The following is a 20,621-nucleotide window of genomic DNA, read 5'->3' on the forward strand; positions in this document are numbered from 1 at the left end:
GCTTCTTTAATTTTACTCTGAAACTTTAGCGATTTTCCCTTGGGTCACGTAGACCATCAAAACGGAAATGTCGGCTGGGTTGACGCCGCTGATCCGGCTTGCTTGGGCAATCGTTTCCGGTTGGATTTTCTTCAAGTTCTGTTTGGCTTCGTTGGCGATTCCGTTGATCGCATCGTAATCGATGTTCGCAGGGATGCGCTTTTCTTCCATTTTCTTCAGTTTGTCCACTTTTTCGGCGGCTTTCTTGATGTAGCCTGCATATTTGATCTGCACTTCCACTTGTTTGATGACTTCTTTCGGCAATGCTACTTCAAACGGTGCAAAAGCGATCAGACCTTCATACTTCAATTCAGGACGCTTCAAAATATCCGCAAACAAAATGCCGTCCTTCAGAGGAGCGGAGTTTTGTTCCGCAAGGAAAGCCTGCAGTTCTTCAGTCGGTTTCAGGCGGGTGCTTTCAAGGCGAGCGATTTCTTTTTCGACGGCCTGTTTTTTCTTCAGGAATGACTCATAGCGTTCTTCCGTCACCAAACCGATTTCACGGCTCATTTCGGTCAAGCGGAAGTCGGCATTGTCATGGCGAAGCAACAGACGGTACTCGGCGCGTGAAGTCAACAGGCGATACGGTTCCATTGTTCCTTTGGTGACCAAATCATCGATCATGACGCCAATGTAGCCATCGCTGCGTTTCAGGATCATTGGTTCTTTCCCTTGCACAGCCAAAGCGGCATTGATGCCGGCGACGATGCCTTGTCCGGCAGCTTCTTCATAACCGGATGTGCCGTTCGTTTGGCCGGCAGTAAACAAGTTCTTCACCAATTTTGTCTCCAAGGAAAGACGCAACTGATGCGGTTTTACAACATCGTATTCGATGGCATAGCCTGTCCGCATCATTTGGGCATTTTCCATCCCCGGTACAGAACGGATCAAATCAAGCTGAACATCCTCCGGCAATGAGGTGGACAAGCCCTGCACATAAACTTCTTCGTTTTCGCGGCCTTCAGGCTCAAGGAAGAGCTGATGGCGCGGCTTGTCGCTGAAACGGACGATTTTATCTTCGATTGATGGGCAATAACGTGCCCCTACACCTTCCACGATACCCGTGAACATCGGCGCGCGGTGGAGATTATCGCGGATTATTTCATGGCTTTCCGGACTCGTATAAGTCAGCCAGCAGGATAATTGATCTTTCAGATAGTCTTCATCTTTGGAAAGGAAGCTGAAATGGTTCGGTTCAAGGTCACCAGGTTGTTCCTCAGTTTTGGAATAATCGATGCTCGAAGCCATCACCCGCGGCGGCGTGCCGGTTTTGAAGCGCGCCAATTCAAATCCCAGATCAAGTAGATTTTCGGATAACTTAATGGATGGCTGCGAGTTGTTCGGTCCGGATGAATAAACCAAATCCCCGATGATGATTTTGCCTCGGGAAGAGGTTCCAGCTGTGATGACGACAGCCCCGGCGCGGTAAACAGCGCCCGTATGCGTCACTACGCCCTTGACTTCACCGTCTTCCACGATCAATTCCTCAACGATGGCTTGCTTCAACAGCAGGTTCTCCTGTTTTTCAATGGTGTGCTTCATGTGGTGGGCATAGTCATCCTTATCCGCTTGTGCGCGCAACGCTTGGACGGCAGGACCTTTCCCTGTGTTCAGCATACGCATTTGGATATACGTTTTATCGATATTGCGTCCCATTTCGCCGCCTAATGCATCGATTTCTCTCACGACGACACCTTTCGCAGGCCCGCCGATGGATGGGTTGCAGGGCATAAAGGCAACCATGTTCAAATCGATCGTAACCAGCATCGTGCTGCATCCCATCCGCGCAGCGGCAAGCGCCGCTTCGGATCCGGCATGTCCGGCTCCTACAACAATCACATCAAAACTTCCAGCTTCAAATCTGTTCATTTTTCCATTCCTTTCGTTTGTGCTATCTATTTGTTATTATCGTTTTAGTTGAACTCTGAATTCCAGAAATCTCCGCCTAAGTTGCTAACCACACACGGACAAAAAGCGTCCGCTTTGTGGTTAGCCTCTTAGTGCTCGATTTCTACCCGGGATTCATCGTATCCTGTTATTTTCCTAAGCAGAATTGTGTGAATAGTTGGGTGAGGAGTTCGTCCTGGACGCTGTCGCCGGTGATTTCTCCGAGGAGGTCCCAGCAACGGGTAAAGTCGATTTGGACGAGGTCGATCGGCATGCCTGATTCGATGCCGCTCAGCACTTCATCCAGCGAATCCATCGCATCGTTCAAGAGCGCGATGTGGCGTACGTTGGATACATAGGTTGCATCCTTCTCGCCGGTTTCCCCTGAGAAGAACATCTTCGTGATCTGGTTTTCCAGTTGGTCCAGGCCGGTTTCGCTCAGCATCGATGTTTCGATGATTCTTTCAGGATCGCTCCAAGGTTCCAACTCACCGGTTGTCATCTTGGCTTCCAGATCCATTTTGTTCATAAGGATGATGCGGTTCATGTCCTTCGTGTCTTCCAGAAGCTGCTTGTCCTCTTCCGTCAGCCCTTCGTTCTGGTTGATCAACAGAAGAATCAGATCGGCTTCGGCCAAGGCTTTGCGGCTGCGTTCGACTCCGATCTTTTCCACGACATCATCCGTTTCGCGGATGCCCGCAGTGTCGATCAGCTTCAAAGGAACGCCTCTGACGTTTACGTATTCCTCGATCGTATCGCGGGTGGTACCGGCGATGTCGGTCACGATGGCTTTCTCTTCGCGCAACAGGCGGTTCAGCAGACTGGATTTGCCTACGTTCGGGCGACCGATGATGGCTGTCTGAAGGCCTTCGCGCAGGATTTTCCCTTGCTTAGCGGTATCCAACAAGTGCTGGATGTGTCCGCGCACTTCAATGGTACGTTCCTTCAACAGCTTCGTCGTCACTTCCTCGACGTCATCGTATTCCGGGTAGTCGATATTCACTTCGACTTCAGCCAATGTGTTCAGGATGATCTGACGGATATCCCGGATCATGCCGGACAATTTGCCGTCCAACTGATGCAGGGCCACATTCATTGCACGATCGGTTTTGGCACGGATTAAGTCCATGACCGCTTCGGCCTGCGACAAATCGATCCGGCCGTTCAGGAAGGCGCGCTTCGTAAATTCCCCGGGCTCCGCCATGCGGGCGCCGTTCTGGAGGATTGTCTGCAGAATCCGGTTGACGCTCACGACACCGCCGTGGCAGTTGATTTCCACGACATCTTCGCGGGTGAACGTCTTCGGTCCATGCATGACGGAAACCATGACCTCGTCGATCATGTCGCCTGTGCGCGGATCATAAAGGTGACCGTAATTGATGGTGTGTGTGGAGACGTCAGCCAAGTGCTTCGTACCGGATCGGTATAAGGCATCGGCTATCTGGATTGCTTGATCTCCGCTCAAACGTACGATTCCGATGGCCCCTTCTCCAGGCGGCGTCGAAATGGCGGCGATGGTATCAAATTCATTTGTAATCATTCATTGTCGTCCTTTCTTGGTTGTTTCAGCGTACAAAAAAAGCGCCCACTCCTCCCCTTCGTTCTAGCGGGAGGAAAAGCACTTTGACTGCAGTTCACTTTGGATATTCTTTTCAGCTTACTATAAATAGATTTCTAGCCGATTATACAAGCAATGCTGGCGCAATGCAAGCATTTAATCAACGGCTATTTATTTCATCATCAGGTAGGCCGTACTCAACAAACCTCCGACCACCAACAGGATGATGACGTTACGGATGTATTTTTTCCTGTCTACCTGGACGCGTAAATGGATATGCATCAAATCCATCAGACCCAACACAATGATCATCACCACACCCACAAATCCTACGATCAAAGTAATCATCGATGCAATGAACAACAACTCACTGACGTTCATGGAGAGCCTCCTCAAATAATAAGCGATAAACTTCTGAAACAGCATACCAAGTATAGCATAGCGTTTTGAGGAGATGCTGCTTACCCGCCGGAATTATTTTGTACGTTTTGTTGCAATTCAACCGATCTGCAAGGCGATTTTCCCCGTCTGTTCGGCATTTTCCAGCCGCAGGAAGGCCGCTTTGAACTCTTCTGCCGGATAAACGGCGTCCACTACCGGATGGAGATCATGTTCCTCAACAAAACGGATCATCGCTTCATATTCTTCAAAACTGCCCATCGTCGAACCTTTGAGCGTGTACTGTCCGTAAAAGAATTTCCGCAGATCGAAGGTGACCAGATCACCCGTCGATGAGCCGAAAGTCACGATAGTGCCGCCTCTGCGCACCGCATCCAGCGATTTGTCGAAAGTGGCTGCTCCGACCGATTCGATGACCACGTCCACTTTTCCGCCGATTCCTTCGACCCAATCCTCATCGTGCAGCAAGCCTTTTTCGGCTCCGTGCTGCAGCGACATTCCCAATTTTTCTTGGGAACGGGAAGTGACGTACACTATCGCTCCAGCTGCCTTGGCGAATTGCAGCAGATAGTTGGCTACTCCGCCGCCGATGCCTGGGATCAGGACTTTCATGCCTTCCGATACTCCGCCTTTTGTGAATAAGGCGCGGTAAGCTGTCAAAGCGGACAGGGACAGGACGCCTGCTTCTTCCCAAGACAGATGGGCCGGTTTATGGACAGCATTCTCTTCGGAAACAACGATTTCCTCCGCCATCGCCCCCTGCTCCGAACTCCCGAGGATCGTGAAGGTTTCAGGAGCCGTGTCGCTGTTCTTGCGCCAACCGCTGCCGGGATAAAGCATCACTTCATCACCGATTTTGAAACGCGTCACCTCTGCTCCGACAGCCACAACGACACCGGCAGCATCCGAGCCGATGACAACCGGATGCTTCTCATGGACTTGGCTCAAGGCAAAAAGGTCGCGATGATTCAGTCCGGCCGCCTTGACCTTTATTTTTATCTCGGAAGATCCTGCCGGTTGTTCCGCACGCTCTTCCCATTTCAAACCTTCCAAACCAACTTTTCCGCTGTGAATCAATGTTTTCACCATATCGATCACTCCTCAAATGGATAGTTCTGTCAGATTCAGTATAACTTTTCAGGGCAGAAATACAAAGAGGGAGACCCGAAGCCTCCCCCTCACCTTGCTATTTTTCCGTAAAACGGATCGCTTTTGCTCCGATATCGGAACGATAGAACGTATGCGCAATCGGATTTTCACTCAAGTAACGGTAAGCTTTGTCCTGCGCGGCCTGCAGCGTTTCGCCTTGGCCAGCGATCAACAGGATACGACCGCCGTTTGACAATAGTCCTTGTTCGCCAGCCTTCACGCCTGCTGCATAGACGATGCAATCCCCATTTTCCGTATCCAGATCAGGCAACGGGATGTCTTTCATCGGCGCTTCCGGATAGCCTTCAGCGGCAACAACAACACCTAAAGTGTAACGATCGGTATACATTTCGATGACCGGATCTTTTCCGTTCAGGATGTCATCGATGACTTGCGCCAAATCGGATGCCATCTGATTCATGATCACCTGTGTTTCCGGATCGCCGAAACGGGCATTGAATTCGATGACGCGCAACCCTTTGGCGGTGATCATCAAGCCGGCATACACAACTCCCTTGAACGGGATGCCCTCAGCCACCATCGCCTCTACAGTCGGTTTTACGACCGTATCCAGCACTTCTTGAATCATAGCTTCGGATACTTGCGGTACTGGGGAATAAGCGCCCATGCCGCCCGTATTAGGTCCTTTATCGCCATCATAGGCGCGTTTGTGGTCTTGTGCGACGCCTGAATAGTAATACTTCGCACCATTCGCCAGCGCGAACAACGAGAATTCTTCCCCTTCAAGATACTCTTCAATGACGACTTTCGGCTTGCCGGCTGCATATTTACCCTGCAGGAGCATGTCGTTCAGCGCATCAAGAGCCTCCGTCATCGTCATCGCGACAACGACGCCTTTTCCGGCTGCCAGACCGTCCGCCTTGATGACGATTGGAACACCATTGGCTTCCACGTAAGCAACCGCTGCTTCATAGTCTTCGAATGTCTCATAGGCTGCAGTTGGGATGCCGTATTTTTTCATCAGGTCTTTTGCGAACTGCTTGGAGCATTCCAAGTCGGCCGCTTTTTTGCTGGGTCCGAAGACTTTCAGGCCAGCCGCTTCAAATACATCCGTTACCCCTTCAAACAAAGGAATTTCCGGTCCGACGAAAGTCCAAGCGATGTTGTTGTCTTTGACGAATTGAACCAATCCTTGATGGTCGTTTTCCGCAATGTCGACTAACGTGATGCCGTCCTGGGACATCCCTGGGTTGCCTTTGGCGCAGTAAACAGTCTCCACCAACGGGCTTTGAGTTAATTTTTTAGCGATGGCATGCTCGCGTCCGCCACTGCCGATTACAAGAAGTTTCATCTTTGAGATCCTCCAACCTTTTATATGAAGCTTGATATTGCTGAACTGGTGCTTTTTTAATCGAGTTCTGAATCACATCTTTTTAGTCGAGTTCTGAATCCCAGAAATCTCCGCCTAAGCTGTCAACTGCACACGGGCAAAAAGCGCCCGCTTTGCAGTTGCCTTCTTAGTGCTCGATTTCTACCATGGGATTCATCACATCTTAGTGTCTGAAGTGTCTTACGCTTGTTTTCAGCATCGTGATGCCGTATTTGTTTGCCATTTCGATCGAATCTTGGTCCTTGATGCTGCCGCCTGGTTGGACGATCGCTTTGATGCCATGTTTGGCAGCATATTCCACGCTGTCGTTCATCGGGAAGAAAGCGTCACTCGCCAATACAGCGCCTTCGATGGCGTTGGCTGCTTCAGCTTGCTCGATTGCGATTTTGACGGATCCGACACGGTTCATCTGGCCTGCGCCGATGCCGACTGTCTGTTTGCTGTTTGCCAATACGATGGCATTGCTCTTCACGTGTTTAACGACTTTCCAGGCGAAATCCATTGCTTTCATTTCGTCTTCAGTCGGTTGACGTTCGGTCATGACTTCCCAATTAGCAGGTACGTCTTCAGTGTTGATGTCCTGCGTCTGTTCCAACATGCCGCCCAATACGGAGACGAATTCTTTTCCGCCTGCTTTTGCAGCCGAGAAATCCAAAGTCATGATGCGGACATTTTTCTTCTTGAATAAAATGGCTAGAGCCGCTTCCGTAAAGCTAGGTGCCAAAACGATTTCCAGGAACATGCTGTTCAGTTTTTCAGCAGTCGCCACATCCAAAGGACGGTTCGCAACCACAATGCCGCCGAATATGGAGACAGGATCAGCTGCATAGCAACGATCGAAGGCTGCATCGATGTCGTCTGCGATACCGACGCCGCATGGATTCATGTGCTTGACGGCAACCACAGCGGGCTCATCGAATTCGCGGGCGATACGGATGGCCGCATCAGCATCTTTGATGTTGTTGTAGGACAATTCTTTTCCGTGCAATTGGATTGCGCTCGCGATCGAGAATGGTACAGCCAATGGTTCTTGGTAGAAAGTCGCCGTTTGGTGGCCGTTTTCTCCGTAACGTAGGCTCTGCTTCAGATCATAAGTCAAAGTCAATTTTTCAGGTTCGGTTTCGCCGACCACATTGGTCAAGTATTGCGCGATCAAAGCATCGTAGCTGGCTGTATGACGGAACACTTTTGCAGCCAAAGCTTGGCGCGTCTCGAAAGTTGTTTCGCCTGCAGCTTCCAATTCGGCAAGGACTTTTGCATAGTCGATCGGATCGGTCAAAACAGTTACGCTCGCGTAGTTCTTAGCCGCGCTGCGGAGCATGCTTGGGCCGCCGATATCGATGTTTTCAATGGCATCAGCCAAAGTCACGTCGTTTTTGCTGATTGTTTCTTTGAATGGGTACAGGTTGACGACAACGAAATCGATTGGTGCAATATTGTGCTCTTTCATGGCTTCCATATGGTCCGCAAGATCACGTCTGCCCAAAAGTCCGCCATGGATCAGTGGGTGCAACGTTTTTACGCGGCCGTCCATCATTTCAGGAAAGCCGGTTACATCCTCTACGGAAATAGTAGGTACGCCTGCCTCTTCCAAAGCCTTCTTCGTTCCGCCAGTTGAGATGATTTCGATTCCTTTTGCTGCTAATGCCTGCGCAAATGCTACAACGCCTGTTTTATCTGAAACACTGATCAATGCTCTTGTCACTGTGTGTCACTCCTTAAATTTATGATGGATTAATGCGGTTCTAACAAAAGGAAGGACTTCCGCAATCGCGGAGTCCTCATCCATTTTGTTAGCCTTTATTCTTTTGAGCCAATTGCTGGATCACTTGCGGGAAAATCCGGTGCTCCACTTGATGGATACGGGTCTCCAAAGTCTCCAGCGTATCCTCCGGAAGGATCGCCACTTTTTCTTGAGCGATGATTGGGCCGGTATCGACCCCTTCATCAACGAAATGGACAGTGACGCCGGTCTCCGGAACGCCTGCTTCGAAAGCGTCCTGGATGCCATGCCGACCCGGGAAATCCGGCAGCAAGGACGGGTGGATGTTGACGATGCGGTCGGCGTAGGCCGTCAATAAAGTCGGTCCAACAATCCGCATATAGCCGGCCAGTACGACCAAGTCGACCTTTTCTTCAGCCAGATGCTTCAAAATTTCATTTTCGTAGGCGACCCGATCCTCGAAGCCTTTCGGCGTAAAGGAGATCACCGGGATATTGTATTGTTTGGCGCGCTCGATCGCATAGGCTTTCGGCTTGTCGCAGAACAGGAAAGCGATTGTCGCATCCACTTCGCCTGACACGATGGCTTCGGCGATGGCTTGAAAATTCGAGCCGTTTCCTGAAGCAAAGACAGCTATCCTCATGCTTGAGCCTCTTTCAGGATAACCTCTTTTTCTGATGTTTTTGCAGCCACGGATCCGATCACGTAGGCTTTTTCATCGTTCTCAGTCAGAACGCCCAGCACTTCCGTCAAGTTTTCGGGAGCGACCGCCAACACCATGCCGATGCCCATGTTGAAGATTTCGTACATTTCAAGAGCCGGAATCTTGCCGATTCTTTCCATCACTTGGAAGATCGGCAAGACAGGCCAGCTGCCTAATTGGATTTCCGCTTGGACGTTCTCAGGAAGCATACGCGGCACGTTTTCGACGAAGCCGCCGCCTGTGATGTGGGCAACGCCATGCAACAGCTTTTTTTTGATCAACGGCAATAGAGCATTCACGTAGATTCTTGTAGGCGTCAATAAAACGTCGCCCAATTCTTGGTCTTCGATGCCTTCCACTTTGTCGGCCAATTTGTAGTCATTGTCCTTGAAGAAGATTTTGCGCACCAAAGAGTAGCCGTTCGAATGGATACCTGATGAAGGCAACCCAACCAACACATCGCCTTCTTTGATCAAGGCAGGTGTCAACAAAGCATCTTTTTCCGCAATCCCTACCGTAAACCCAGCCAGATCGAAATCTTCCGGATCGTACATATCAGGCATTTCAGCTGTTTCTCCGCCGATCAGGGCAGCACCGGCTTGGACGCAGCCTTCAGCTACGCCAGCAACGATCTGCTCCAATTTTTCCGGACGGTTTTTGCCGACAGCTACATAATCCAAGAAATAAAGAGGTTCTGCACCTTGCGCTACGACATCGTTGACGCACATTGCGACACAATCGATCCCGATTGTATCGAATTTTCCGGCTTCGATGGCCAGCATCAGCTTCGTGCCGACACCGTCCGTACCCGATACAAGCACAGGTTTTTTGTAGTTCAATTCAGAAAGGTCAAAGTTTCCGCCGAATCCGCCGACTTCGCCAAAAACGCCTGGACGTTTCGTGCGGTCGATGTGTTTCTTGATGCGGCTTACTGTTTCATAACCGGCTGTGACATCCACACCCGCTTTTGCATATGCGTTTTCCATCAAACTTGTCCTCCCTTTAGATTCTCTTTTTGAATAGCTGTCATATTGTTCACGTAATCCGCTTCATAGTCATAAAGCCCAGTCGGGTAGACCCCGTTGAAACTGTCCATGCACAAGCCTGAATACGGCATATCAAATTTCAAACCGATTGAATCGATCAGACCTTCTTGGCTAAGGAAAGCCAAGCTGTCCGCACCGATATATTCACAGATTTCATCGACCGTCATTTTGGCAGCGATCAGTTCGGCTGACTTGCTGATGTCGATTCCGTAGAAACTTGGGTAGATCAAAGGCGGGGAAGAGATGCGGACATGCACTTCTTTCGCTCCCGCTTCTTTCAACAAAGTCACGATGCGTTTGCTGGTCGTCCCGCGCACGATGGAATCGTCCACCATGACTACGCTCTTGCCTTGGACAACCCCTTTTACGGCGGACAACTTCATTTTTACGCCCAATTCGCGCAGCTCCTGCGTCGGTTGGATAAACGTTCGTCCGACATACTGATTCTTGATCAATCCCATTTCGTAAGGTGTTCCGCTCTCTTCCGCGAATCCGCTCGCTGCTGACAAGGAAGAGTTGGGCACACCGATGACGATATCGGCTGTCACTGCAGGTGCTTCGATGGCTAAACGCGTTCCCATCCGTTTGCGCGCAGTATGCACGTTCACGCCGGCAATATTGGAATCCGGACGCGCGAAGTAGATATACTCCATCGCAGCGATGGAGATGGTTGTATCGTCGGTATATTTTTCGATCGTCAAGCCATTGTCGTCAATGATCGCCAGTTCGCCGGCGTTGACGTTGCGGACAAAATCAGCGCCGATCGTATCGATGGCACACGTTTCGCTGGCCATCACATACGCGCCATTCGGCAATTGGCCGATGACAAGCGGACGGAATGAATTCGGATCGACGGCACCGAACATTTTCTCTTCGGTCAAAAGGATATAAGTGAACCCGCCTTTAACCTGATTCAAGCTCTCTTTGATTTTTTCGATCAAGCTGTCTTTCTGGCTGCGTCTGATCAGATGCATCAGAACTTCCGTATCCGAAGTCGAATGGAAGATGGCGCCATTTTCCTCAAGATTGCGGCGCAATGATTTGGCATTGACCAAGTTGCCGTTGTGGCAAATGGCGATGTCCATATCATAGAAATGGTACAAAAACGGCTGCACATTCTCTATGCTGTTCTGTCCGGAAGTGGAGTAACGCACATGCCCGATGGCACGGTTACCGGTTAACCTCTGCAGATCATTTTCGTCCTTGAACACTTCGCTGATCAGACCAAGATTGCGGTGCACCAACAGTTTTCCTTCATCACATGAAACTATCCCTGCACCCTCTTGTCCGCGGTGCTGCAAGCTGTGCAAACCGAAGTAAGTCAACTGGCTGGCATTGTCGTCTCCCCAAATGCCGAATACGCCACATTCTTCGTTTAAGCTTTTTGTTTCAGCAAGCATGGAATAGCCTCCTCCCATTTCGTTTGTACTTCTTTCACGTCTAAATTGATTGTTTCGTTCTCGGCAGCGATTTTTGCGACAGCGTCAGCAGTCACTGTTCCGATTTGTGCAGCAGCTGATCCGAAGATCGCTTCCACAGCGGCAACATTTTCAGGTTTCACGGTCAGGATGAAGCGTGATTGCGTTTCGCTGAACAACAACGTTTTATCCATGGCAACCGTTACGTCAAAACCTAGGCCAGTGTCAAAGACGCTCTCCATCAAGCCGACAGCCAAGCCGCCTTCTGATAAGTCATGCGCGCTTGCGATCAGACCAGCTTTGATTGCTTTCAGCACATTCGCTTGGTTCTCTTTTTCGACAGCCAAATCAAAGTCCATCAGTTTTCCTTCGATTTTGCCCAATTCCATTTTTTGCAGTTCGGAACCGTTGAAGTCCGCTTTTGTAGCGCCGATCAGGACAATGCGGTCGCTGGCAGTTTTGAAGGCTTGCGTTGTGATGTGCGCAAGATCCTCGATCAGACCGACCATACCGATCATCGGTGTCGGATAAACGGCCACGCCATCGGTTTCATTGTAAAGGGAAACGTTCCCTGAGATGACAGGCGTATCCAATTGGCGGCAAGCTTCAGAGATACCGTCTGCGGAAGTGCTTAATTCCCAGAAAATTTCTGGCTTATCAGGATTTCCGTAGTTCAAGCAGTCTGTGATCGCCAATGGTTTTCCGCCGCTGGCAACGATATTGCGGGCAGCTTCAGCGACAGCGATCTGTCCGCCGATTTCCGGATTCAAATACAGGTAACGGCCATTGCAGTCCGTTGTCATTGCGATCGCTTTTTTTGTGCCGCGGACGCGGACAACTGCAGCATCGCTTCCTGGTCCTACGACCGTGCTGGTGCGGACCATGGAATCATATGTGTCATAGACGCTCTTCTTGGAAGCCAGCGTCGCTTGTTGCAATAAAGCCACTAAGGTGTCCTGCGCTGATGTGAAGACAGGTTTGTAGTCTTCCATAGCTGCGAATTCAGCGATGCGGGCAGGCACTGCAGTCGGTTTGTAGTAGACCGGTGCATCTTCAGCCAAAGCATCAACCGGAAGTTCAGCCACCACTTTGCCTGCATGGGATAGACGGTACATGCCATCATCGGTAACTTCACCGATCACGACTGCATCCAATTCATATTTTTTGAACAGGTCGACGATGCGTTGCTCTTCGCCCTTCTTGATGCACAACAGCATACGCTCCTGCGACTCGGAAAGCATCATTTCGTAAGGTGTCATTTCTGTTTCGCGCTGCGGAACATCATCAAGGTTCAAAAGCAAGCCGCTGCCTGCTTTTGAAGCCATTTCCGAGCTGGAAGAGACCAAACCGGCAGCACCCATATCCTGGATACCGATCAAAGCGTCGGAGTAGTCATAAATGCATTCCAAACAAGCTTCCATCAATAATTTTTCCATGAACGGATCGCCTACTTGGACAGCCGAACGTTGCGCTTCTTCCTCTTCCTTGAATTCTTCGGAAGCGAAAGTGGCGCCATGGATACCATCGCGGCCAGTTTTTGCACCCACGTACATGATCGAGTTGCCGACTCCGGCAGCTTGACCTTTTTGCATATCTTTTTGATCGATCAAGCCGACGCACATTGCGTTGACTAACGGATTGCCTTTGTAGCAAGGGTCGAATACCGTTTCGCCGCCGACAGTCGGAATGCCGATACAGTTGCCGTAACCGCTGATGCCGGCAACGACTTCTTCGAAGATGTGTTTCGTGCGGTCATTGTCCAATTCGCCGAAACGCAAAGAGTCCAGGATCGCAATCGGGCGTGCGCCCATGCTGAAGATGTCACGGATGATTCCGCCGACACCGGTAGCTGCGCCTTCATAAGGCTCGATAGCTGATGGGTGGTTGTGGCTTTCCGCTTTGAAAACGACAGCTTGGCCGTCGCCGATATCCACGATACCAGCGCCTTCACCAGGTCCTTGCAATACTTGCGGGCCGGTAGTAGGGAATTTTCTCAGGACGGGTTTTGAATTTTTATAAGAACAGTGTTCGCTCCACATAACGGCAAACAGGCCAGTTTCAGTATAATTCGGCAAACGATGCAAAATTTTATCGCAGATTGTGCCGTACTCTTCGTCTGTCAGACCCCATTCACGATAAATTTTGGATTCTTTTACTTGTTCTGGCGTTGGTTCTAAAAATGCCATTATTTGTTCAGCTCCTTCTTATAATTTTCAACCATGGATTGGAACAGGCGCAGGCCATCCGCTGATCCCAGCAAAGCTTCGACAGCACGCTCCGGGTGAGGCATCATGCCTAGGACGTTGCCTTTTTTGTTGATGATGCCGGCGATGTCTTCGATGCTTCCGTTCGGGTTGCCGTTGGCATAAGTGAATACGATTTGGTTATTGGCTTTCAGGTCCGCCAAAGTCTCTGCATCGCAGAAGTAGTTTCCTTCACCATGCGCGATCGGAACAGAGATGATTTCGCCTTCTTTATAGAGGGAAGTGAATTGCGTATCAGCATTCACGACTTTAAGATCCTGCGGTTTGCAGACAAACTTCAAGGTATCATTGCGGCGTAAAGCACCAGGCAATAAGCCAGCTTCAGCCAAAATCTGGAATCCATTACACGTGCCGAATACAGGTTTGCCTTCTTCAGCGAAACGGACAACTTCGCTCATAATGTTCGCAAAGCGGGCAATCGCACCTGTACGCAAGTAATCGCCATAAGTGAATCCGCCGGGCAATAGGACAGCATCGAAACCTTCAAGACTTGTTTCATAATGTTGCACATACTCTGCATCTTCTCCAAGAATATCTTTAATGGCTGCATACATATCTAAATCACAGTTAGATCCAGGAAAAACGATGACAGCGAATTTCATTAAGCTTCAACCTCCTGGATTTCATAACGGTAAGTTTCCATAACCACGTTAGCCAGCAACTTGTCGCAAATCTCTTCGATGACTTGTTCAACGTTCTCTTCATCTTTGGATACTTGGATTTCAAAATATTTTCCGATGCGGATATCTTCGATTGTTGGGTAGCCCATACGGTGGACGGCACCCTTCACGGCTTCTCCTTGCGGGTCCAATACTGAGTCTTTATACGTTACATACACGGTTACTTTATACATGTCCAAATTCCTCGCTTTTGTTTTTTTATTTTTTGTTTTTTTTGTTTTTGTTTATTCGTTGGTTGCATTCCGATGGCTTACATTTTGTTCAGGCGGTCCAACACTTCTACGTAGACCGGGATCAGATCTCCCAAGTCACGGCGGTAGATGTCTTTATCCAAGTGTTCGTTCGTTTCGATATCCCAAAGGCGGCATGTATCCGGTGAAATTTCATCAGCCAGGATGATTTCTCCCTCAGCTGTCTTGCCGAATTCGATTTTGAAATCGATCAGGCGGATGCCGATTGCCTTGAACATCTCGATTAAGGCTGCATTGATTTTCAGCGCTTGCTGCTTGATTTCAGCAACTTCTTCTTCAGTTGCCGCTCCCAGAACTTGTACATGGGCATCATTGATGAAAGGATCATTGAGTGCATCGTCTTTGTAATAGAACTCCAAAACAGGGAACGGCAAATCGATGCCTTCCTCCATGCCGAAACGTTTCGCAAAGCTTCCTGCGGATACATTACGGACAACCACTTCCAATGGGAACATATTGACTCTTTTTACTGATTGTTCGGTTTCTGATAGTTCTTGGATGTAATGGCTTGCGATTCCCTTTTCAGCCAGATACTCGAAGATGCGGCCGGTGATCTGGTTGTTGAGTCTGCCTTTGCCCTCGATAGTGTCCTTCTTTACGCCGTTTAATGCGGTAGCCTGATTTAGGTATTCTGCCCAAAGGACATTTTCCTGATCTGTAGCGTACATCTTTTTAGCTTTCCCAGTATAAAGCAATTCTTTTCTTTCCATCGTTCCCGTCCCTTTCTAAATCCGAACATTAATTTGTATAAACGCCTAATTCATTCGTTTATATTGTATCATCTGCCACCCGCTTGTCAATGGAATTTTCATGAAAATTGAAATAAATTCCGGTTTTTCTTCAATGATTTCAAGGCATCCGGTGGACAGAAAAAGGCCGGAACCGTAGTCCCAGCCTTTCCATCAGTCGCCTAAACCAAGTCTTTCGAATACTTCGTCGACGTGACTCAAGTGATAGTTATAGTTGAAGGCATCCGCGATGTCTTCTTTCGTTAATTTTGCCATAATGACTTCATCCGCTTCCACCAATGGACGGAAATCGGTCTGATTATCCCATGAAAGGGCAGTCTTCGGCTGTACCAAGTCATAAGCTTCTTCACGGCTCATGCCTTTGTCGATCAATTTCAACAGCACGCGTTGGCTATAGATCAAGCCGAAAGTCGCATTCATGTTGCGGAGCATATTCTCAGGGAACACCGTCAAGTTCTTGATGATGTTCGCAAAACGGTTCAATTGGTAGTTCAACAATGTCGTTGCGTCAGGAAGGATGATCCGTTCCGCTGAAGAGTGGGAAATATCGCGTTCATGCCATAAGCCTACATTCTCGTAAGCAGTGACCATGTAGCCGCGGATGACGCGGGCAAGGCCTACCATATTTTCGGAACCGATCGGATTGCGCTTGTGCGGCATAGCGGAAGAACCTTTTTGGCCCTTCGCGAAGAATTCTTCCACTTCACGGGTTTCCGATTTCTGCAATCCGCGGATTTCAGTAGCGAAACGCTCGATGCTTGTCGCAATCAAAGCGATTGTCGCCATGTATTCGGCATGCAGATCGCGCGGCAGAACCTGCGTCGAAATTTCTTGCGGTCTTGTGCCCAATTTTTCGCAGACGTACTCCTCCACGAATGGCGGGATGTTTGCGAAAGTCCCGACAGCCCCGCTGATTTTTCCGGCTTCAACGCCTTTAGCTGCATGCTCAAAGCGCTCGATGTTGCGTTTCATTTCCGAATACATCGTAGCCAGCTTCAGTCCGAATGTCGTAGGTTCCGCATGCACACCATGCGTACGGCCCATGCAGACAGTCTTTTTATGTTCTTTCGCTTTTTCGCCGATGATTTCCAGCATGTTCTGCAGATCCTTACGTAGGATATCGTTGGCTTGTTTCAATTGGTAGCCGTAGGCAGTATCAACCACATCGGTACTCGTAAGGCCATAGTGGACCCATTTTCTTTCTTCTCCCAAAGATTCGGAAACGGCGCGTGTGAACGCCACTACATCATGTCTGGTCTCTTTTTCGATTTCAAGGATACGGTCGATGTCAAAAGTTGCATTCGCGCGGATTTTAGCAACGTCTTCCGCAGGGATTTCACCTAGGGCAGCCCAAGCTTCATCAGCCAGGATTTCGACCTCTAACCAGCATTTGTAACGATTGTATTCGGACCAAACTTCAGCCATCTCAGGGCGTGTATAACGTGTAATCATTTTAAATTGTTCCTCCGTTCCAGATTCGGGTGTTGTCTATTTCTGTTAAGGTTGCTTCTTGATCATCCGTCAAAATGGTGATATGCCCCATTTTTCTGTCTGTGCGTGATTCCGCTTTACCATAGTAATGGAAAAACCAATCCGCTTTTTCTTCCCGTAGCGCGATCGTGCCTTCCATATGTTGTCCAAGGATATTGACCATGATGGCAGGCGACAATTGACGCGCTGTCGGCATCGGCAATCCGGCGACTGCTTGGATATGGGCATCAAATTGGGAAACGTTCATTGCTTCGATTGTGTAATGGCCCGAATTATGCGGACGCGGCGCCAACTCATTGATGAAGATCGTGTCATCCGCTGCCAGGAACATTTCGATGCCAAGCGTACCCACCAACTGCAGCGCATCAGCGATTTGTAGGGCAGCTTTGTTTGCTTTTTCGGCTACCGCAGGCGTGACGCGGGCCGGCACGATCGATTCGTGCAGAATATTATTGATATGGATATTTTCGGAAACCGGGAATACCGTAGCTTCGCCTTTTTGATTGCGTACGATCATGACCGAAAGCTCTTTGGTGAACGGAACCCAGGCCTCCAAAACGCAGATGCCGTCCACTGCCAGCTTCATGGCTTCCTCTTTTTCGGCTTCCGATTTCAGGACAACCTGTCCCTTACCATCATACCCGAAACGGGTCGTTTTTAAAACACTCGGATAGCCGATTTTAGCGATGGCTGCATCCAGTTGTTCCGCATTTTCAACTACCGCGAATTGCGCGATCGATACCCCCGCGGATTGAAGGAATTCCTTCTCCTTGATGCGGTCCTGCGTGGTCGTCAAAATTCCGCTGCCTTGCGGAATGCTGGACAGTGTTTCCACTTCCTGCAGCGCTGCCGCATCGATGTTCTCAAATTCGAATGTCACGACATCGGATTTTTCGGCCAATTCGCGCAAAGCCACCGCGTCAGCGTATGCCGCCTGGATGTGCCAATCCGCTACTTGGGCTGCCGGGCAATTTTCTCCCGGATCCAAAATCCCGACGGTGAATCCCATCCGCTTCGCGGACTGAGCCAGCATGCGCCCTAATTGCCCTCCGCCGATGATGCCGATTACGTCATTTGGTTTCAGTACTTTATACAAGGTCTTCACTGCTTTCCAATACTTTTTGTTTTAAATCTTCGCGTCTCTTTTCCAATTGATCGGCCAAATCTTGATTTTCGATCGAAAGGATCTGCACGGCCAGCAGACCGGCATTGATTGCCCCTGCTTTGCCGATGGCTACCGTCGCAACCGGAACACCGCCGGGCATCTGGACGATGGACAACAAGGAGTCCATTCCGCTCAATGCGCGCGATTGGACTGGAACACCGATGACCGGAAGCGTCGTTTTCGCAGCGATCATACCCGGAAGGTGCGCTGCGCCGCCTGCGCCGGCAATGATGACTTTCGTTCCCGCAGCCCGTGCTTGTTCAGCAAAGGTGAACATCAGATCCGGTGTCCGGTGAGCCGAAACGACCTTCTTTTCATAAGCGATGCCGAATTCATCCAGTATCAAGCAAGCTTCTTTCATAGTTTCCCAGTCAGAAGTACTACCCATTACGACAGAAACAATCGTATTCATCCATTTTTCCCCCATTATCAATTTTTCATTTTTAATATAGCACATCATCTCTCATTATTCCAAACGTTTTTGGGAACATATGGCATTTTCGTTCGGAAATAATCTGTTTTGATTCCATTCCGGACAACCGATGGCCGCATTTCACATTAAAAAAACCCCTGTTTTTTTATTCAAAAATCAACCCTTCCCCACCATAAATGGCAATAATATGATAAAATGATGATATGCAAACCCTTCCAATTTAAAAAATTACTGATTTCCTTTTTATTTCTGTTCTTATCCTATAGAATAAAATGGAATAATATTATTAAACATGATTTTTTCAACTTACTTATTTAATTTGCAACAAACCCATCTGCTCACAGGAGGAACGATGATCATGAATAAATTCTTCGATATCTATATGGATTTGAGAAAAAAAATTGAGCATGCAGAATTCGAAACCGGATCCCTGTTGCCCAGCGAAAAGACCCTGTCGGACCATTATAAGGTTTCACGGGAAACGATCAGAAAGGCTTTGGCGCTATTGCTGGAAGGTGGCTATATCCAGAAGAAGCAGGGCAAAGGTTCGATCGTGCTGGACATCAGACGGTTCAATTTCCCCGTTTCCGGGCTGACCAGTTTCAAAGAGCTGCAGGATTCCCAACAAATCCCGAATGAAACGATCGTCATCAAGAACAAGCTCGAGATCATTCCGGAATTCCTGGCTGATGATCTGAAAGTGGATCCCGGCCGCGAAGTGATTTCCCTTATCCGGTTGCGCAAGATTGCCGGGGAAGTCGTCATCATGGATAAAGACTACATCTTCCATGACATCATCGAACAAATCCCTTCCGAGGCTGCCGAAAATTCCATCTACGCGTACTTGGAGAATGAATTGGGCCTGAATATCGCTTATGCCAAAAAGGAATTCGTCGTAGAGGCGGCGACTCGGGAAGATCACAAGCTGATGGATCTGAAGGATGACACACACGTCGTCGTCGTCAAGAGTGAAGTCTATCTGGAAGACACCCGTCTGTTCCAGTACACAGAGTCGCGCCATCGTCTGGACCGCTTCCGCTTCGTCGAGTTCGCCCGCAGAAAACACAGCCTATAAAAAAAGATGAAGCCAAACCGGCTTCATCTTTTTTTTGCTAATGTAAGAGTTGGTCACTCGTTGACATTCGTATAATCAACGGTGAAATAGGCACCCTCGGCCATCAGGATATGGCCTGATTCATATGGGTTCCCGGCCACGGTCAGGTAGACTTCCTGGACACCATAATATTCCCCGATTGTATTGACGACTGCCTGCAAAATCAGGGATTCAGCCGATGTCCCGGCATTCATCTCAGAAACGAATTCCTGCGAGAAGTCCACATAGACACGCCCGTCGTCACTCAAAGACAAGCTGTTGATGGAGACATTCGGTCCGATCAGACTTCCTCCTGGTGCATCCGGCACGTTCTTCAACGCCTCCGCCAGAATGGTGCGGGTAATGTCATTGGTCGCATAGGATAAGGCAACACTTGTTGCATCCAATCCCATCAGATCGCTGTCCGGATAGAAAACGTGCAACTGTTGCGTTTCCGGAACGTTCTCGTTGCGGGCTTCCAGACTGGAAGAGACACTCATATCATCCCCAAGATCCGTGACCCGTTTCACCAAGCCCATATCCTTTACGTAGTAATCCTTGGTAGTGGAGGCTTCATAAGTCGTCGTCACTTCAAGCGCTTCGAAATTGCCCATCGGTGTTTCAATCTGGGCAGTCAGATTCGTGATTTCGGAAGGGACTCCGCTCGCATTCATCCAACTGTTTCCGACTTCCAAAGGCTCCTTCAACAGAATATCCAACTGGTTTGCCGCATCGCCGCTTGCTGTTTTTTCAAGCATATTTTCCCTGAAGTAGGTCTCCGGACGCGTGAATACTTCCCTGAGTTCCCCGTCAGCGAGTTCCAATACCGTCACGATTTGAGTGCCGCCGTTGTTGGAAGTGATCTGCATCCGGTTGCCTTCGATGTATTGTGGGTAGACCGTGAAAGAGGCGTACTCATTCCCTTCACCCAAATATTTTGTGAATACGGATGCGCTGAACGGATAATAAGCCTCGATTGTCGCTGCGTCTACAGGTTCGGAAGAGGACGAAGAAGCCGATCCGCTGTCTGTCGAACTGGACATGGAAGAGGACACACTGCTGACAGCCGAAGAATCGGATGAGGAATCGGATCCTCCAAAGAGACTGCAAGAAGCTAATAGGGGCACCAATAACGCTACCATCAGGTTCGAAACTTTCTTTCTCATATTTTTTTCCCACCTTCTGCCTTAGTTGTCTTCATTATATCACAACCGCTTTCTAA

18 protein-coding genes are annotated in these 20,621 nt (G+C 49.2%); 1 reads left to right on the forward strand and 17 read right to left on the reverse strand.

Annotated features, from left to right (window positions below; translation table 11 throughout):
* Positions 1-12: 12 nt before the first annotated feature.
* The 16 genes from mnmG to purE form a co-directional block, all read right to left on the reverse strand.
* Positions 13-1,908, reverse strand: a complete 1,896-nt coding sequence (gene mnmG, locus PH235_RS08500; RefSeq protein ID WP_272161934.1) for a tRNA uridine-5-carboxymethylaminomethyl(34) synthesis enzyme MnmG — start codon at positions 1,906-1,908, stop codon at positions 13-15.
* 166 nt (positions 1,909-2,074) lie between these two features.
* Positions 2,075-3,466 (reverse strand): tRNA uridine-5-carboxymethylaminomethyl(34) synthesis GTPase MnmE, encoded by a 1,392-nt coding sequence (gene mnmE / locus PH235_RS08505; protein WP_272161935.1) that lies wholly within the window; start codon positions 3,464-3,466, stop codon positions 2,075-2,077.
* A gap of 189 nt (positions 3,467-3,655) precedes the next feature.
* Complete coding sequence (locus PH235_RS08510; RefSeq protein WP_272161936.1) at positions 3,656-3,865, reverse strand: hypothetical protein; 210 nt, start codon at positions 3,863-3,865, stop codon at positions 3,656-3,658.
* A 117-nt stretch (positions 3,866-3,982) separates the two neighbouring features.
* Positions 3,983-4,972 carry a zinc-binding dehydrogenase gene (locus PH235_RS08515; protein ID WP_272161937.1) on the reverse strand — a complete coding sequence of 330 codons (990 nt, stop codon included), beginning with the start codon at positions 4,970-4,972 and terminating at the stop codon, positions 3,983-3,985.
* Between the two features lie 97 nt (positions 4,973-5,069).
* On the reverse strand, positions 5,070-6,344 hold the full coding sequence (purD, locus tag PH235_RS08520; RefSeq protein WP_272161938.1) for a phosphoribosylamine--glycine ligase: 1,275 nt from the start codon (positions 6,342-6,344) through the stop codon (positions 5,070-5,072).
* Between the two features lie 202 nt (positions 6,345-6,546).
* Complete coding sequence (gene purH, locus PH235_RS08525; RefSeq protein ID WP_272161939.1) at positions 6,547-8,088, reverse strand: bifunctional phosphoribosylaminoimidazolecarboxamide formyltransferase/IMP cyclohydrolase; 1,542 nt, start codon at positions 8,086-8,088, stop codon at positions 6,547-6,549.
* A gap of 88 nt (positions 8,089-8,176) precedes the next feature.
* On the reverse strand, positions 8,177-8,749 hold the full coding sequence (gene purN, locus PH235_RS08530) for a phosphoribosylglycinamide formyltransferase (RefSeq protein WP_272161940.1): 573 nt from the start codon (positions 8,747-8,749) through the stop codon (positions 8,177-8,179).
* Positions 8,746-9,795 (reverse strand): phosphoribosylformylglycinamidine cyclo-ligase, encoded by a 1,050-nt coding sequence (gene purM, locus PH235_RS08535; protein WP_272161941.1) that lies wholly within the window; start codon positions 9,793-9,795, stop codon positions 8,746-8,748. Before purM ends, purN begins: the two co-directional genes overlap by 4 nt.
* The gene (purF, locus tag PH235_RS08540) at positions 9,795-11,255 is read right to left on the reverse strand and encodes an amidophosphoribosyltransferase (protein ID WP_272161942.1); all 1,461 of its coding nucleotides are present in this window, start codon (positions 11,253-11,255) and stop codon (positions 9,795-9,797) included. The genes purM and purF overlap by 1 nt, the downstream gene beginning before the upstream one ends.
* A complete protein-coding gene (gene purL, locus PH235_RS08545; protein WP_272161943.1) occupies positions 11,231-13,459 on the reverse strand; it encodes a phosphoribosylformylglycinamidine synthase subunit PurL in 2,229 nt (742 codons plus the stop codon). The genes purF and purL overlap by 25 nt, the downstream gene beginning before the upstream one ends.
* Positions 13,459-14,139, reverse strand: a complete 681-nt coding sequence (purQ, locus tag PH235_RS08550; RefSeq protein ID WP_086628702.1) for a phosphoribosylformylglycinamidine synthase subunit PurQ — start codon at positions 14,137-14,139, stop codon at positions 13,459-13,461. The genes purL and purQ overlap by 1 nt, the downstream gene beginning before the upstream one ends.
* Positions 14,139-14,390, reverse strand: coding sequence for a phosphoribosylformylglycinamidine synthase subunit PurS (purS, locus tag PH235_RS08555; protein WP_068562113.1), 252 nt, complete (start codon positions 14,388-14,390; stop codon positions 14,139-14,141). Before purS ends, purQ begins: the two co-directional genes overlap by 1 nt.
* 77 nt (positions 14,391-14,467) lie before the next feature.
* Positions 14,468-15,178, reverse strand: a complete 711-nt coding sequence (gene purC, locus PH235_RS08560) for a phosphoribosylaminoimidazolesuccinocarboxamide synthase (RefSeq protein ID WP_086986326.1) — start codon at positions 15,176-15,178, stop codon at positions 14,468-14,470.
* A 192-nt stretch (positions 15,179-15,370) separates the two neighbouring features.
* Positions 15,371-16,669 (reverse strand): adenylosuccinate lyase, encoded by a 1,299-nt coding sequence (purB, locus tag PH235_RS08565; protein WP_086986327.1) that lies wholly within the window; start codon positions 16,667-16,669, stop codon positions 15,371-15,373.
* Position 16,670: 1 nt separating this feature from the next.
* Positions 16,671-17,813 carry a 5-(carboxyamino)imidazole ribonucleotide synthase gene (gene purK, locus PH235_RS08570; protein ID WP_443080860.1) on the reverse strand — a complete coding sequence of 381 codons (1,143 nt, stop codon included), beginning with the start codon at positions 17,811-17,813 and terminating at the stop codon, positions 16,671-16,673.
* Positions 17,797-18,285 (reverse strand): 5-(carboxyamino)imidazole ribonucleotide mutase, encoded by a 489-nt coding sequence (gene purE, locus PH235_RS08575; RefSeq protein ID WP_119092472.1) that lies wholly within the window; start codon positions 18,283-18,285, stop codon positions 17,797-17,799. The genes purK and purE overlap by 17 nt, the downstream gene beginning before the upstream one ends.
* A gap of 379 nt (positions 18,286-18,664) precedes the next feature.
* On the opposite strand from purE, the gene treR reads away from it, so the two are divergent.
* The gene (treR, locus tag PH235_RS08580; RefSeq protein ID WP_272162077.1) at positions 18,665-19,381 is read left to right on the forward strand and encodes a trehalose operon repressor; all 717 of its coding nucleotides are present in this window, start codon (positions 18,665-18,667) and stop codon (positions 19,379-19,381) included.
* Between the two features lie 53 nt (positions 19,382-19,434).
* Here the strand turns inward: treR and PH235_RS08585 are convergent, their stop codons facing one another.
* A complete protein-coding gene (locus tag PH235_RS08585; RefSeq protein WP_272161945.1) occupies positions 19,435-20,565 on the reverse strand; it encodes a GerMN domain-containing protein in 1,131 nt (376 codons plus the stop codon).
* Positions 20,566-20,621: the final 56 nt, after the last annotated feature.

Origin of the sequence: Trichococcus sp. K1Tr (assembly GCF_028309625.1) — a bacterium.
Classification (GTDB): Bacteria; Bacillota; Bacilli; order Lactobacillales; family Aerococcaceae; genus Trichococcus.